Annotated in this window: 13 protein-coding genes; 2 read left to right on the top strand and 11 right to left on the bottom strand. The window is 37.3% G+C overall.

Translation table 11 applies throughout. The features are described from left to right. The first annotated feature begins 59 nt into the window (after window positions 1–59). Complete coding sequence (locus EKH84_RS04130) at window positions 60–1007, top strand: immunoglobulin-like domain-containing protein (RefSeq protein WP_127065256.1); 948 nt, start codon at window positions 60–62, stop codon at window positions 1005–1007. 36 nt (window positions 1008–1043) lie between these two features. Here the strand turns inward: EKH84_RS04130 and EKH84_RS04125 are convergent, their stop codons facing one another. The 11 genes from EKH84_RS04125 to gabT all read right to left on the bottom strand — a co-directional run bounded on the left by EKH84_RS04125 (window position 1044) and on the right by gabT (window position 14437). Then, window positions 1044–2825, bottom strand: a complete 1782-nt coding sequence (locus EKH84_RS04125; protein ID WP_127065255.1) for a methyl-accepting chemotaxis protein — start codon at window positions 2823–2825, stop codon at window positions 1044–1046. A 187-nt stretch (window positions 2826–3012) separates the two neighbouring features. Then, the gene (locus EKH84_RS04120; RefSeq protein WP_127065254.1) at window positions 3013–5736 is read right to left on the bottom strand and encodes an MSEP-CTERM sorting domain-containing protein; all 2724 of its coding nucleotides are present in this window, start codon (window positions 5734–5736) and stop codon (window positions 3013–3015) included. 1 nt (window position 5737) lies between these two features. Continuing rightward, window positions 5738–6232: an exosortase K gene (gene xrtK / locus EKH84_RS04115; RefSeq protein WP_127065253.1), complete on the bottom strand. Its 495-nt coding sequence runs from the start codon at window positions 6230–6232 to the stop codon at window positions 5738–5740. Window positions 6233–6522: 290 nt separating this feature from the next. Continuing rightward, window positions 6523–7326 (bottom strand): biotin--[acetyl-CoA-carboxylase] ligase, encoded by an 804-nt coding sequence (locus tag EKH84_RS04110; protein WP_127065252.1) that lies wholly within the window; start codon window positions 7324–7326, stop codon window positions 6523–6525. A 47-nt stretch (window positions 7327–7373) separates the two neighbouring features. Continuing rightward, window positions 7374–7883, bottom strand: a complete 510-nt coding sequence (locus EKH84_RS04105) for a DUF1097 domain-containing protein (RefSeq protein WP_127065251.1) — start codon at window positions 7881–7883, stop codon at window positions 7374–7376. A 35-nt stretch (window positions 7884–7918) separates the two neighbouring features. Continuing rightward, the gene (locus EKH84_RS04100) at window positions 7919–8683 is read right to left on the bottom strand and encodes a 5-oxoprolinase subunit PxpA (protein WP_127065250.1); all 765 of its coding nucleotides are present in this window, start codon (window positions 8681–8683) and stop codon (window positions 7919–7921) included. A 21-nt stretch (window positions 8684–8704) separates the two neighbouring features. Continuing rightward, a complete protein-coding gene (locus tag EKH84_RS04095; protein WP_127065249.1) occupies window positions 8705–8926 on the bottom strand; it encodes an acetyl-CoA carboxylase biotin carboxyl carrier protein subunit in 222 nt (73 codons plus the stop codon). 21 nt (window positions 8927–8947) lie between these two features. Further along, window positions 8948–9925, bottom strand: coding sequence for a biotin-dependent carboxyltransferase family protein (locus tag EKH84_RS04090; protein ID WP_127065248.1), 978 nt, complete (start codon window positions 9923–9925; stop codon window positions 8948–8950). 25 nt (window positions 9926–9950) lie between these two features. Beyond that, entirely contained in the window at window positions 9951–10934 is a 984-nt protein-coding gene (locus tag EKH84_RS04085) for a 5-oxoprolinase subunit B family protein (RefSeq protein WP_127065247.1), read from the bottom strand. Window positions 10935–10997: 63 nt separating this feature from the next. Further along, a complete protein-coding gene (locus EKH84_RS04080; protein WP_190283480.1) occupies window positions 10998–12962 on the bottom strand; it encodes an ATP-binding protein in 1965 nt (654 codons plus the stop codon). A 116-nt stretch (window positions 12963–13078) separates the two neighbouring features. Beyond that, window positions 13079–14437 (bottom strand): 4-aminobutyrate--2-oxoglutarate transaminase, encoded by a 1359-nt coding sequence (gene gabT, locus EKH84_RS04075; protein WP_127065246.1) that lies wholly within the window; start codon window positions 14435–14437, stop codon window positions 13079–13081. Window positions 14438–14738: 301 nt separating this feature from the next. On the opposite strand from gabT, the gene EKH84_RS04070 reads away from it, so the two are divergent. Further along, window positions 14739–15920 (top strand): PucR family transcriptional regulator, encoded by a 1182-nt coding sequence (locus EKH84_RS04070; RefSeq protein ID WP_127065245.1) that lies wholly within the window; start codon window positions 14739–14741, stop codon window positions 15918–15920. The last annotated feature ends 3 nt before the right edge of the window (window positions 15921–15923 follow it).

Below are 15923 nucleotides of genomic sequence, written 5' to 3'. Positions count from 1 at the left end.
TATAATATTTTTATAATTTTCTGAATAAATCTATTATAACACTCGAAAGGATGTATGCTATGCATCATTTATTAAAATTTCCTTTATTAATAGCTTGTTGTCTCTTTGCTACAGCTTGCAAAAGAGACTATAATGATGATACTTATTACGAAACTGCACCTTATATAGATCCAGAGAAGGAGTCTTGGAAAGCCCTTAACGACTATACCGGGGACTTTGCTGATGGTTCTAAACTAGCTGTGGGCTATAGTGAATTAGAAGGTACTAATGATGAATATCCCGTGGGGACAGGTCTTATACGTGCTGACTTTATGGTAGTAGATACAGAAAACAACTATATTTCTGGCTTTCAGTGTCACTTAGAAAAATTAATTAATAATGAGTGGTGTGTAGTAGAGCCCTTGGGACCTCTTGTACAAGCTAACAATGGCTTTGGTGAATTTTATAAAGAGACTCAGACTGGCAGAGAATCTATTAATCTAGACCTAGCTTGGTATCCCCTTCAAGAAGCAGGTACTTATCGCATTGTTAAACCTTTCTTTAACCGTGCTACTAAAGAAGCTTATGAAACCTACTATGAGTTTAAACTAGTAGACAAAGAACCTAGTAGGCAGCCTATTAAAGGGGAACTTACCTTAGAAAAAAATACATATGAACCTGACCCTATCTTAACTATTAAATACTTCTACGAAGATCCTTTTGGTGTAAGTAATGTTTTTGATATCGAATATAATGACAATGGCAACTGGGTTTCAACCTTTAATGGTGACATAGAAGCCAATTCTACTCGTCATCCTTACACTCTCTATCTAAAGGATACCATGAATCTAAATACCCTTCGCTATAATCTCATCAAAGAGGGAAACTATCGTATTAGATTCTCAGTATGCCTTCTCAATCTTGATAATGACTCCGGTCTTATGACAGATTATTTTGAAACATGGTATGTCCCTTTTACTATAAAAGAAAAGCGGCAACCCCTACCTACTAGGTTACCGCGTCCTTAGCTATTCCTATTAATGCTTCGACTTTAAGCAGCTCAATTACACTGTAAATTTAGAGATTTCTTCTTGTAATACAAGGCTACTTTTCATAGAATCTTGAACACCTGCAACTACTTCACTAGATGTAGTCATAATATTGGTATTCTTCTCAGCTATATTCGTTGTACCCATTGCACCTTCTGTAGCTGCTTTTGCTACTTCATCAATAGCCAGCATGATGTTATCAATAGAAGCTAATAGCTCCTCTGCTGTAGCGCTGAAATCAGTTACTAGATCATCTACATAATTAGCATCTGCACTATAAGTATCTGCTACCTCTAGGAATGTTTCATAGTCCTTAGAAACATCTGTAGCTACATATTCTAGTAATTCTTTTGAGTTATTAGCTAGATTATTAACCGCATTCATTACCTGCCCCGTAATCTCTTGAATCTGAATAACCGTACTTTTAGACTGATTTGCTAGATTAGTAATCTCAGAAGCTACTACAGAGAATCCTTTTCCTGCTTCACCTGCTCTAGCCGCTTCTATAGATGCATTAAGTGCTAAAAGGTTCGTCTGCGCGGTAATATTCATAATAGAATCCGAAAGTGTTTGAATCTGTTCTACAACTTGCGCATTCTTTAACGCCTCATTAAGCTTATCTCGTATTTCATGATGAATCATTGTAGATTTTTCTTTTGCTTTTTGTGTTTCTAGCTTAATAGTTGCTGCACGTTCACTGATTTTTTCTGCTTGTTCAGCACCTTCCTGCGATTTTTCGGAAATACTCTTAACTGCATGCTGAATCTCACGAGAGGTAGCAGCCATTTCTTCTGAGGAAGCTGATGTTTCTTCCATCCCTGCTGCTAATTCCTCAGTAGTAGAAGCAATTTCTTCAATCTCACTATTCAGTACGACTACTTTTTGATTCACCTCTTGAACTACTTCTCCTATACCTATAGCTTCACCTTTAACTCTACCAACGAGTAATTTTATTGCATTTCTCATTTCCTCCATAGCCGTAGCTAATTCACCAAAATCATCTTTTCTTTTAAGTAAATGCTGAGGTAATTCAGCTGTAAAATCACCCTTGCCCCATTTACTTAGTTGCTCTTTAGTAATCTTTAATACATTTAAAATACCTGTAGTGATACTCATAGTAATGCTTCCTACAAGGATGATCATAAGGAGTGCACCCGCAAATAGCATATTTCTTGTTTGCCTCTCCTTATGATGGATTTCATCAGCATACTTTTGAACTAACTGGTCAATGTCATCAGTGTAATCACCTGTTCCTACCACCCAGTTAAAAGGTTCAAATAAAATGCTATAAGAACGTTTTGGACTGGGCTCAGTCTCTCCTTCTCTAGGGAAATGGTAATTTGCATAACCACCATCCTCCTGTAAGCCCGCATTAATGATGGCTTTCATATATTCAAAGCCATTAACATCCTTTAAATCATAACGATTAGTACCCTCAGTCTCAGACCCGAGTAACACGACATTCACACCTTCAACAGTATCAATCCAGAAATACCCACCATTGCCATATCTCATGTCTCTAACTAAATCTGCTCCTAAAGTCTTAGCTTCTTCTAAGGTATATTCTCCTGCCTCATATTGCTTGTAAATATGATCTAATAAAGTCACTACTCCTGTCACTTGCTTTTGAATATTATCATCATACTTTTCTCTAATGGATTTCTCTAATACATCTAAGGAAACCCTATTACTTATATGTAACTCTAAAAGTGAGTAGCCTGCTGTCAAAATAATCGTAATTAATACTAAAACATTCAAGATAATCATTTTAGTTTTTACTTTAATATTCTTTATCATCACCTTTTCCTCCATTTCCACTGCAGTTAGTAATTATTATCCGATAAATTATACTATTATTTGCTAGTTTTTTCAATATAATATTTACAATATTTTAAACCATCAATTAATTCCATAATAAAAGACATAGCCACTATATGAGGCCACTTTCCTCCTATAATAACCATGTCTCTTATTATTTCATCCATTACCTGGAGCATTCACTATGTTTTCGGAAATAACCTAAACTTGCTAGTAGCACCATGGCACATAAAACTAGGGACGGTTCTGCCATAGTAGAAAAAGCACCACTTTCCAAATGCTTCTTGCCAGATAAGTATTCCTCTTGTAACCTCATTAACTCTTCTTCTTGCTCATTTGTTTCTACCACGATAAAAGCTGTTTGCTGAGTTAAAAGTCTAGTAGTGAAACTCCCTTTAACAACTTGCAATAATTCTTCTTGACTTAGACTTTCTTCATGATGGCTCATGGCTTCTAGTAAACACCCATCTTTATAGGTATTTTGAGTAGACTGAAAAGTCTTTAATGGGCTTGTGTAAATGAATTGCTTTCGCCCCGTATTTAATACTGCTTGGCCTTCATAGCTTCTCACATCTGCTAGAAGCGGTGTCCTAGTCATTTCTGTATAAACTCTAGCCCCCTTATAAAGCACATGAGGCCTTAAACTCAAATCCTCATTTAACTCATAGTAGTAGCTGCTTTGAGGATATTTTTGTGCTAGACCTCCTAACTGATAAGGCTCTAATGCCTTTGAAAAATCTGAAGTTACGGCTATTACTACAGGGTAATAACCTGCTTTTTCTTCTCTTAAAATCTGTTGAAGGGCACCATTAAAATTGTAGCCTCCATCACCAAACTGAGCCGCTGCTATATTCTCTATACCTTTGCTTAAAATACCTTCTTCAACCACCCATACCTCTGTTTCCTGCAAGCCTTGTTCTTCTATATAGCTCTCTGCTCTTTGAACTAATGTTTTTCTATCAGAATCCTTTGACCCATCTATTAAAAAGTAATAGAGTGGTACTAAATTATCTGCTTGAGGCAATGTCTTAATATAATCACCTGATAAAATAGTAAGCCCTTCTGTTTTTATAACCGAATAGTCTTCTTTTATAGGTTCAGAGGTGCCTTTAAGTTCAAGCTGGTAATCACCTATAGCAAGAGTAGCCGCTCCTGTATGGATGACTTCAAAGCCTGTTTGCCTCATTTCTTCACTACTAAAAGGAAATACTCTTAATTCAAGAGTCTCATCATTAAAATATTTTAATATCCCTGGATCAAGACTTCGACTTACAATACTTTGATATAAGCTGGTAGCTGCTCTTTCATCTGCTAATATACCTTTCTTTTTCTCTTCTCCCACCACTAAGTAGTAATCACTGACGTAAGCATTGTCTGGCATACTAATGGTAGTCGCATACTCACGTTGGTCATCCATAGAAATATTTTCTAAGGTCAAATCAATCCAAGAGCGATAAATGTCTTGCTTTTCATCATAAGTAGTGGAAACAGCTACATCCTTTAGCTTAATTTCTGAGTCCCCTACAGGAAGGGTATCTTCTTCTTCATTAACCAAGCCTTCTTCTTCCCCTAGGAAAAGTGCCTTCATTTTATTAAGGGTATTCTCATCAATATGATTCTCTTTTGTAAGACCTTGAAGGTAAAGATAGGATAAAATAGGTGTGGTGCTTCCATCTATAATATTTCCCCATCCCTCTACACTAATAGCATTTTCTATTATATCCAAACTTCCTGCTAGCCGCTCTTTATGGACAGTAGCTTCCATTTCTTCTCCACTTATATAGCGAATGGCTGTATTGAAATTTTCGCGATCTAGTCCTATTTTCCCTACAAAAAGTAGTGGCAAAGTAAGTAGACCTGCTATGAGAAGAGCTATGCTACTTCTTTTATGCCCTGTGCCAAATAAGCTTTTTGCTTCTCTTGCTATATAGCATACTTCCCATAAACTCGCCAAGGTTGGAATAAAGGCAAATAATCCTAGTCCATAAACTATAATCCCAATAAACCCAATCGGCATAAGTGGAATGAAGCTCACAAAGAAGTATAAAATGAAAGTACAGCCCACGCACTTGATATAAAATAATATTTTCCTTAATACCAAAGATTGAGAGGGAATCACCATAAAAGCTAAGCCATTAATAAGGGGCATCAACCAGAAAATAGGGTGACTAAAATTGCCAACAATGCTCCCATTATTAAACATCCCTATATTATTAACGGCTAGCCCTAGATAAGGTAGCACAATAAGTACTAAAAAGGTACACACCCAATACTGTATTTTTACTTTTCTTGATTCCATCTCCCTTGGGAAGAAATAAACGCTCCTATCTCTTTTTAAAATAAATAAGACTTGAAGAATGAGTAAAAGTAAACTGTAGAATCCCCCAATCACAAATATAATTGCTAATAGTTCACCACCTATTTGGTTAGCAATACTTACCCCAATATATATAAAAAAGGGCAATCCTACTATAGCTTCAATATATTTACCCAGCTGACGCTCCCTTTTAATAGAATAAGAAAAGGCTATGCAGCTTATTAGATTAATAATGGCTACCACCGCTATATTTATACATGCAGCAGTAAAGACTTGACTATCTCCAACAGTTGACGCACCCCAACCCATCAACACCCCCATCATGCCCATCCCCAATACTAGACTCAGGCCCATTAATATTACAAATTCTATTTTACTTAATTCCTCTTCTTTCCTCCTCATATATCCCCACAGTGCTATACCACCTGAAATAGACATTAATACAATTCCTGTAGTAGTAAAGGTAGTTTCACCCTCCAAGTTCTTCACACCCATAAGCCAATAAAGGCCCAGTAATAAAATCGGTATTGCAATCCCTAAACATACTGATAGTGGTTTAAATAACCGTTTCATTTCATCCCCTCTTTCTTAAATACCATTCGCCTATACCATTGATTACAATAAGTCCCCCTAAATAAAGCACAATGCCTATGGTCCCATGAATTAGTCCAAAAAAATGACTTCCTGCAAAAGGTACAGAAGCTAAAATACGCACACTCCCCACTATATACCCTATCCCTATAGCCAGTACTACTACCATGCCAAGCCATTTGCCTTGATTTATCACGAGAGCTTTAAATCTAAAAAATAAAAGGACAAATACCATAGCCATAAATGTATTTCCTAAACATTCCTTGTTAATAGCAAAAGTAGCTGTATTGCATACGTAACCATATGTACTGTCATAAATAAAATAGACATTATAAAAAAGCTTACATAGCCCTACATAAGGAAGAAGTAAAACTTTTACTATTCCTTTTGGTAAAAAATGATCCCCTCCTAACAAAAGAAAAGTGAATATAATCCCTAACACTTCTAATATCCTCTTTTTTATCTGTGCGTTAATCATAGCTCCCCTTCGTTTTTCCTCTAGCTTTTAAGCTATTTGATGTTTTTGCTTTTTCTATTTTGCTAGACTACTCCTTTATATTTTATTTGATTATTTAGAATTTATTTTACCATTTCTCTTTCTGTTTTTCAATATTTTTTTATCGTTTATCAATATATACATTAACATCCAAATGTTCTATAAATCATGGTATACCATCAATCAAACAAATTTCTATTTATAAGTCTAGAGATAAAACACATTAAAAGAGCTAGCCAAGTATTATTCTTGGCTAGCTCTTTTAATGGTCTTTATATATAGGCCTGTTCTCCTCTTAGTGATACTTCTCCCATACATAAACTTTGTTTTCCAGTTGCTCCTTCTATCTCAAGGTTGCCATTTTCTTTTATGCCTAGGGATTTGCATACTTCCTTTTGTTCTCCGCGAAGTACCCATATCTTTTTGTCGTAATGAAAGAGGTATTTATTGTAGGAGGCAATAAAACTCTTTAAACTACCTTCCTTACAAAATTGCTGATAATCCTTACAAAATCTAATCATAAAATCTACAAGCAACTGTTCTCTTTGAAAAATTTTTTTGGTTTCTAGAAATAAGGAGGTGGCTTTTTGGGCGATTGCGCCTGGCATTTGTTGCATATTTACATTGATGCCAACACCTACTGTAACGTACTTGATATGAAGCCCGTCCGTTTCTATTTCCGTTAGAATGCCTGCTAGCTTTTTCCCATTTATGATGACATCATTAGGCCATTTGATAGCTACTGGCAAGTGATAGTCTTCTTTTAGGGTAGCTACTAAACTGTAGGCTACTAGAGGCGCCAAGGCCGTTGTAATACCTGGTTCTAGATTAGGTCTTAGTAAAAACGAGAACCAAAGACCTGTCCCTGTTGGTGACTCCCAGCTCCTGCCATGACTGCCTCTACCAGCTGTTTGCTGATCTGCTACTAATAAAGTACCTTCTAACTTTCCTAATTGTCCTTGCTTCTTAATCCAATCATTAGTGGAGGTAACTTCAGCTAAATAGAACAGCTGCTTATTAAACCATTTTTCCGTTGTCATTGCTTTCACCTTTTGTATATCCAAGCCTTGTACCACGACCACTCCCCCTTTCTTTCTACTTCTCTTTTATTGTTTGCTTTATATTATTCAGTCTTTTTTTTGCTTAATGAAGAAAGCTTGATACTCATCCAGCCAAATAATACGCCAATAAAGTTGGCACCTACAATCCAGATAATGGCATTGAGCAATGCTGGCATTCCTTGGATTGGTAAGAAAGTACCTGCTGCATATCCTACAAAGAAGCAAGAATAAGCATTAAATGAAACTAATGAATTGTTTAATTGCGGTATTTTTAAAGATAGCATTAATAAAAATACAGTAATGACAACAGCAATGATGGTTGAAGTTAATGAAAAAGTACTATCAATACCTGTTTTTGATAAAATATCGATTAAAACAAAGGCAAGCACTGCTAATAATGCACCTGTAATTAATGGCGGGATGCACTTTTTAATAGTATCTGGTGTACAGCCCAATACGAAATACCAAGTCCAGCCTACAAACAATGCCCAAACTGGTACATTAATAAGCATGAATAAACAGGAAACACCTGCTAGTATTGCAACCGCAAAATCTAAAGCTCCTACTTTCATAACATTCCTCCCTTTCTTAACTCAACTTTCTTAACCTAGCTTTCTAAACAATTAATGACATTAGTAAGAACTATTCCACTAGCTTTCATAGCTCCACTTACTGCTCTAGCAACCTCCACAGCGTTTGGAGAGTCACCATGAATACATACTGTACAGCCTTTTACATCAACGAGTTTGCCATCAATGGTATCTATTTTACCTTCTTTTGCAACTCTTACTGCACGAGCTGCTACCTCTTCAGGCGACCTTGCCTTTTTAACACGTTCTAGCACCCAGTTACCTTGCTCATCATAGCCTAGGTCAACTAATACTTCTGGTGCTACTTTTAAGCCTCTTGCTTCTGCTCTTTTCAAAGCTTCGCAGCCAGTATGAAGCATGATATATAAATCCTTGTTGTACTCCTCAATGGTATCAAGAAAGGTATCTATATATTTTTCTTGTTCTCCTACCATACGGTATAAAATCCCGTGCGGCTTAACATGCTGCATCTTCATGTCATGTAGTTTTAGAAAGGCATCCATTGCACCTAGCTGATATAAAATATCTGATCTTAGTTCTTCTGGTGAGATATCCATTTGTCTACGTCCAAAGCCCTGACGATCTGGAAGACCAATATGTGCACCTACTGCTACATGATACTCTTTTGCCCATTTTATGGTTCTCTCAAGTACAAGAGGATCCCCTGCATGAAAGCCTGTGGCAATATTGGCACTTGTAACATAAGGCATCAGGGCTTCATCATCGCCTAGGGTATAACGCCCAAAGCTTTCTCCCATATCCACATTAATATCGATTTTCATAGTCCCATCTCTTTTCCTTCATTATTCTGCATCTAAGACAATCATCGGTGAGCCAACATCCATTTCATCCCATTCTGCTACAAGGATTTCCTTAACTGTACCAGCTTTTTCTGTTACACAGCTCATTTCTGTTTTCATACAGTTAATAACAGCTAACTCTTGTCCTGCTTCAACCTTTTCTCCAATCTCACAAACTACTCTTGCAACTAATCCTGGCATATGTGCTTTTAATATATATTCCATAGCTTTTTCCTCCCAACATTTTTATACTAATAAGTCACTTGCTTCAAACATTGCTTCTCTTTCTTTTCTGGCTTCAATAGCTTCTTCAATGGTTGCTAATTTAAGCTTAATGTAATCCCTGGCTGGAATACCTTGTCCGATCTTCCATAGGTCTGCATTAATGACATTGGCAACACATACAAAGCCTCCTAAAGTAGGACCATCTGCAATTAAAAGGGATGGTGTATTCCCTGTCACGTTAATAGCACCTCTCATATTATAGCCATGGTCTACGATATTAGATGGATGGCTACCACCTTTACCACCGTCTTTCCTTGCCCAGAAGTATTCTGGTACTTCTGTCAGTCTGTAAGCAGAACGATTGGCATTATGTGAAATCTTCATATTGGTACTAAAGAGATAGTCCATCCCTTCTTCTGTTACATAATCAGGTACTGAGTTAGGCCCTGGGATTGCACGAAGCTCCCACTCATTGGTGTATTCAGGAATGTATTTGTCATTAATTTTCTTTCCTGGTGCACAGGCGTTCTTTTCTCCTACTGGAATCACATCTTCATCTTTTAATTTTCGACCTTCAAAGCCACCATAGTTTCCAAATAAACAAGTAGATTTACTATCTAAGTAAACAGGTACATCGATGCCACCTGAAACACAGATGTAAGCTCTAAAGCCAGCTTTTCCAAAATGAGAGAAAGCTAAGATGTCTCCTGTTTTTACTTCTACAGCCTCCCACATCCCTACTTTTTCTCCGTTTAAGGTAGGCTCCATATCTGCTCCAGTAATAGCAATCACACCATCTTGTGTCATTTCAAACTGGCAGTAGCCTCCTGCGATTTCTAGTCCAGCTTCACCGCGTTCATTGCCTACTAGTACATTTCCTAACTGAAGCGCTAGATTATCTAATGCACCAGCCGCAGCCATTCCAAGTCCCATATAGCCTAGTCTTCCGGGCCAGTCTTCTACTAAAACTTCAATACCACTTTTTAATACTTTTATCATATGCTTTGCCTCCTATTACTCTATATTATAGTTTTGGTGCTGTTTTAGAGCCCATAGCTTGACGTTCTTCGAATTCTTTTGCGCCTTTAACTACTTCAGGTTGTGCAAGGAAATCAATATAGTCTTTTACTACGATTTGACTTTCCTCAATGTTATAAACATAGTCTGTTTTCTCATGAACGTGGTCATAAATATCTAGGATTTCCTTTTCTGAAACCTCTACGAACTTGATACGGTCACCTGATGGGCGATATAAGAAAGGACTATCTTTAAACTGCGGATGCTTCATAGCAAATTGGAAAGTAGGAATCGTACGTCCAAAGAGCTGATAGCCACCACCTGTAGCTGTTGTATAGGTAAATAAGCAGGCACCACCAATACCAACAGCTCCTTCTGGTGTCCAAATACGAGGTGGATTGTATTTAGGAACAATCATTTTGCACCTAGGGTCCATAGGCCAGAAGAAACCTCCACCTGGCCAGAAACCACAGCCGCTATTGTACCAGTACGTATCAAGTAGCATATGCTTAATATCATCTACCCCGCAGCCATTACACTGTGCCATATACTCTAAGTTGTAGCCATCTTGGCAGTTAGGTGCATCAGGACGAACTTGCTTTAGATACATCTCAACTGCTTTTTTAGTCTGACTATCTTCAAAAGCAATAGGAAGTGTAATAATTCGAGAATCTATTACCATGTCTTCTACACCAGTAATGGATTCTTCTGCTTCTTTGATTTTGTCAATTAAAGCTTGTGGTGAAATGACGATTGGATTGAAGTGAATCATATTAGCTCTTAAGCTTGGCAACGTTTCAATCAATCCTTTGATATTCATTTTCTTAAGCTTTGCATCTACTGCTAGAATTCTAAAGGAATCTAACAATTCTACTCGTTGTTCATACCCATATTCAACTTGAATAAAACCGTCCCCAGCTTGACGAAATAAAACCTCAATGCGATCTTCTTTTGCTGGAAGAGTATCTAAAATTACTTCATATTTACTCATTTGGCTTCCTCCTTATTTTTAATTATTTTATTTTTACTGCAGCAGAGTGTGCAGAAAAAACGCTTAAGATGCGAGTCTAAATTTCTTACGAATCATCTCCACAATGATTTCAGCTGTTTCATCAATATCTCCAAACAAGCTACTATCAATTAAAATATCCTTGTTTTTAACATCCTCACTATATTCTTTGGCATAATGCATACTGTAAGATTTTCTAGCTTCATCTACTTCTTCTATCATTTTATCTACTTCCTCTGGGCTAATGTGTAGGGTCTTAATACAGTTCTCGCGCCTTACTTCATAAGGTGCATAGATGAATATACTGAAGTGATTCGTGTGATTTCTTAAAATGTAATCAGAACACCTTCCTACTATGACGCAAGAGCCTTGATCTGCTAGATCACAGATAATCTTTTCCTGTGCTTCAAAGATTTTCTCTTGTTCTTCTTCTGAACTCCTACCCAATGGATATTTCATATGTTTAAGCTCTGCATTTTCTAATTCTTCTCCATCATCGATTTCAGAGACGGGCAAATTCATCTTCTTAGCAAGTTCATCTACAACTGTTCTGTCATAGTAATCAATGCTTAGTAACTTAGCGATTTTCTTAGCAATTGGTCTTCCTAAGCTTCCAAACTGTCTAGAAATGGTAACAACATAGTTTTCAAGACCGATATTTACTTTTTCATTTTCGAGAAAAGCTGTAGTAAAGTTACCGCTTACGAAGCTTTGGTTTCTCATGATGGCAATATCCGTCACGATATTGGTAGATACGCCCTCTATCTTAAAGCCCTTTAACGCTTCAAGCATATTATTAATACAGGTCTTTCTATCTTCTCCCCATACCACAAGTTTACAAAGCATCGGATCATAGAAAGGTGACACCCGATAGCCTTCTTCTATAGCCTGCTCTACCCTGACTTTGCCAGCTTCTCTTTCTGGGAAAGCAAGCTTCGAAATAATACCTGGAGCCGGCTGAAAGGTCTTTGGATTCTCAGCATAAATCCTGCATTCAATAGCATGGCCCTTTAAGCTAATATCCTCTTGTTCATAAGGGAGCTTCTCTCCACTCGCAACACGAATTTGTTGCTCGATGAGGTCAATGCCTGTTACCATTTCTGAAACAGGGTGTTCTACTTGAAGTCTGGCGTTAATCTCCATGAAATAATAGTCACCATTATGATTTCTTAAATATTCCACAGTTCCAGCACCTGAATATTTCATTTCCTTAACCAGTTTCTTAGTATAAGAATAAAGCTTTCTTCTATCGTCTTCTGTCACCACAGCAGAAGGTGATTCCTCAATGATTTTCTGATAACGGCGTTGAATGGAACATTCTCTTTCACCGAAGCATACTACATTGCCATAATTATCAGCCATGAACTGGACTTCAATATGCCTTGGATTAATAACTGCTTTTTCTACATAGATGTCACCAGAGGCAAAAGCCATAGTTCCTATGCGTTTCATACTATCGAAAACAGCTTGTGTTACCTTTTCTGACTCTAAAATGGAGATTTTCTCAATTCCTTTTCCTCCGCCACCTTTATCTAGCTTAAGAAGAATAGGAAGCCCTACACGTTTTGCTGTATCGTAAATTTCCTGAATGCCTTCAATAGGACGAATAGTTCCTGGCGTTACAGGTACGCCTAGCTTATCTGCTATAATACGGCAGTAGCACTTAGACTCGATGCTTTCTAGAATCTCTGGATCAGGTCCAATCCATTTAGCCCCTGCCTCTGCTACACTACTTGCAAAAGCAGCTGCTTCTGAAAGAAAACCATAGCCTGGATGCACAGCATCTGCTCCTGACTTTTTTAAGACTTCAATAATGGCCTCTTTATTTAAATAGCTTTTAACAGGTGCAGAAGCGCCTATATGATAGCTTTCTGTAGCTCTTTTAATATAATTCGCATTTTGATCTGCATCTGAGTAAACTACTACTGTGGCAATCCCCATTTTTTCACAGGTATTAATGATTCTATTTACAATTTCTCCTCTGTTTGCTATCAATATTTTCTTAATCATAAGACCTTCTTCCCTTCCATCTTAAAATTATTAAAGGAGAATCCTCCTAAGCAAAAAGGCGCCATGAAAAATGATTTTTCATAGACGCCTTTGTCTTTTCTTATTATGTATTTGCATTATATAGGCATGCACTTTACAATAGCTGCTTCAAAAATCTTTAGCCCTGCTTCTAACTGCTCATCTGTAATCACTAGTGGAGCTAAGAAACGAATAACATTGTTATAGGTACCTGCACCTTCAATTAATAACCCATTTCTCGCTGCTTCTAGAATAACTTCTGTGGTAAACTGAGTTGCTGGTTCTTTGGTTGCTTTATCTTTTACAAACTCTATACCTACCATTGCCCCAAGTCCTCTTACGTCGCCTATGACTGGATACTTTTTCATCCATTCTTTGTAACGTGTCGTAACCTTTTCACCAATGGTTGCTGAACGCTCTGCTAAGTGCTCTTTCTCCATGATTTCAATGGTTTTAAGAGATGCTGCACAAGCTAGTGGATTACCGCAATATGTACCTCCAATGGTTCCTGGTGCTGGCGCTTCCATAATCTCGTCTCTAGCAATGATTGCCGAAAGTGGAACCCCTGCGGCAATGGATTTGGCTGTTGCAATAATGTCAGGCTCTGCTCCTGCCTCTTTCCAATATTGCGAAGCAAACATCTTGCCTGTTCTGCAAAAGCCAGACTGTACTTCATCTGCTATTAATAGGATTCCCTGTTCATCACAAAGCTTACGAACCGCTGTAATCCATTCAATAGGAGCTGGAATAAAACCTCCTTCACCTTGTAAAGGTTCTACTACTATTGCTGCAATAGTATTAGCTGGTGCACACTGCTCAAATACTGCTTTAATGGAATCCATATAGTAACCTACTGCTTTTTCTTGTGGCATTCCTTCTGGATTCCTATAGTAATAAGGGAATTGTGCACGGTACACACCCTCCGGGAAAGGTCCCATCCCTACTGCATAAGCTTTTTTAGATGTCATGGACATGGTAAGTAATGTTCTTCCATGAAAAGCTCCTGAAAAGACAATGATATTAGGCCTTTTGGTATAAGCTTTTGCAATTTTAACTGCATTTTCATCAGCCTCTGCACCACTGTTAGCAAAAAATACTTTTTTGTGACTGCCTTTCACCGGTGCAATACTTCCTAGCTTCTCTGCTAAAGTAACATAACCTTCATGGGTGACTACATTAAACATGCCATGAAAATAGTGGTCTGCTTGTTGTTTCACGGCTTCTACTACTTCCGGTCTTGTAAACCCAATATTGAGAACGCCAACACCACCAATCCAGTCTAAAAATTTATTGCCATCTACATCCTGAATCATTGCCCCTTCACCTTTCTCAATGACTACAGGATACATGCAACGAATAGCTGTAGGTACTGCTGCTGCTCTTCTTTCAATAATAGCTTTTGCCTTTGGTCCTGGTAATGTCTTTGTAATGATCTCTGGTAAGTCTGTTCTTAACACCGTTTACTCCCCCTCTATTTTCATATTCCTTATCTTTTTACTCCAAATTTTTATAAAACAAAAAGCACAACAAAGGGTTCTTTGCATAACGCCTTTGTCGTGCTTCATAGTCATATTATGTCTAAATAAGGGGGGTAATACAATAGATACGAAGCACAAGATTCATTTTTTTATTTGTGCTGTCTGCACAAACTCTGTGGTCTTTTCCTAAGTCCTTCCTTTTACATCATCAAATAACTGTGCTACACTGACTTTATTATTTAAATCTTACTTTCCTACTCTCATAAAGAAGGTGAACATTATGGCACTCACACTAAATAAAATCTTTCACGCTACACAAACCAAGTATCATCTTGATTTAATCTGTGGTGAAGCTGGACTCAATCGCATTATGAACTGGGTCTATATCTCAGAGGATATTAATACAGCAGACTTTTTAAGAGGTGGCGAGTTAATTATCACTACCGGTGTCAGCTGCAAATCATCAGACTGGCTTTTCCATTTTGTTTTAAATCTTATTGAACATCACACCTGTGGCTTAATCATTAATTTTGGTGATTACCTCTCTAGGAAAGATATCACAGAAGATATCATTGAAATTTGCGAAAAAAATGATTTCCCTCTGCTTTCAATGCCTTGGGAAATCCATATTTATGATATCACGAGAGATTATTACAATCGTATTTTTCTTGAAGCTCAAACAGATACTACTATAGTCCAATCTTTATTAAGCATTATGAAGCATGACAGTCATATGACCGACAGCTTAGATAGATTAGAAGAACATGGCTATGTTATAGAAGCACCTTATTGTACTTGCTGTCTGGACTTTCCTACTCTTGACGTTTCTTCTGGCAATGTAGAATCCAATATTCCTCTCCTTTTCATAATCGAGAGCTTTTTTAAAATGTCACCTATGCCTTGTCATATTACTACCTCTAAGAATTTACTTTTACTAATTATATGTGAGAGTGATTCTTCCAAGATTCTTGGCTTAATCGAAGATTTAGCGACAAAACTACGTTTTTATTGTAAAAATGAAGCATTTTATATAGGCATCGGCGGCATTGTAAATTCTCTTATGCTTCTATCTAAGAGTTATGAACAGGCCATTGCTGCCCTTACTATGAGCAAATATCAGAAGGCCGAAATATATAGTTATGAACAACTAGGCTTCTTCAAGCTATTACTCGCTGTTAATGATAGGGATTTATTAACTCAATATATGAATACTTATCTCGGTAATATAATAACGTATGATGCCATTCATCATAGTAATTATCTAGAAACTCTTGATCGCTATTTAACCTTAGACGGCAGCATCCAAGCTGTAGCTGCTGCTCTCTTTTGTCACCGTAATACCATTAGCTATAGGATTAATATTCTTAGAGATATTTTAGGGCATGATCTAGATTCTCCTGAGGTGCGCTTTAATCTTAAGGTAGCTTTCTTAATTAAAGAGTATCTGCGAATCTTAGGTTAATTC

It is taken from the genome of Cellulosilyticum sp. WCF-2 (genome assembly GCF_003990395.1).
In the GTDB taxonomy this organism is placed as follows: Bacteria; Bacillota; Clostridia; order Lachnospirales; family Cellulosilyticaceae; genus Cellulosilyticum; species Cellulosilyticum lentocellum.
The sequence above is the reverse complement of the archived record's forward strand: the minus strand, read 5'-3'. Positions and strand labels throughout refer to the sequence as shown.

Bases quoted from the DNA above. Each gene is read 5' to 3' on its own strand.
- EKH84_RS04130 (WP_127065256.1), top strand. From the start codon at position 60: ATGCATCATTTATTAAAATTTCCTTTATTAATAGCTTGTTGTCTCTTT.
- EKH84_RS04125 (WP_127065255.1), bottom strand. From the start codon at position 2,825: ATGATAAAGAATATTAAAGTAAAAACTAAAATGATTATCTTGAATGTT.
- EKH84_RS04120 (WP_127065254.1), bottom strand. From the start codon at position 5,736: ATGAAACGGTTATTTAAACCACTATCAGTATGTTTAGGGATTGCAATA.
- xrtK (WP_127065253.1), bottom strand. From the start codon at position 6,232: ATGATTAACGCACAGATAAAAAAGAGGATATTAGAAGTGTTAGGGATT.
- EKH84_RS04105 (WP_127065251.1), bottom strand. From the start codon at position 7,883: ATGAAAGTAGGAGCTTTAGATTTTGCGGTTGCAATACTAGCAGGTGTT.
- EKH84_RS04100 (WP_127065250.1), bottom strand. From the start codon at position 8,683: ATGAAAATCGATATTAATGTGGATATGGGAGAAAGCTTTGGGCGTTAT.
- EKH84_RS04095 (WP_127065249.1), bottom strand. From the start codon at position 8,926: ATGGAATATATATTAAAAGCACATATGCCAGGATTAGTTGCAAGAGTA.
- EKH84_RS04090 (WP_127065248.1), bottom strand. From the start codon at position 9,925: ATGATAAAAGTATTAAAAAGTGGTATTGAAGTTTTAGTAGAAGACTGG.
- EKH84_RS04085 (WP_127065247.1), bottom strand. From the start codon at position 10,934: ATGAGTAAATATGAAGTAATTTTAGATACTCTTCCAGCAAAAGAAGAT.
- EKH84_RS04080 (WP_190283480.1), bottom strand. From the start codon at position 12,962: ATGATTAAGAAAATATTGATAGCAAACAGAGGAGAAATTGTAAATAGA.
- EKH84_RS04070 (WP_127065245.1), top strand. From the start codon at position 14,739: ATGGCACTCACACTAAATAAAATCTTTCACGCTACACAAACCAAGTAT.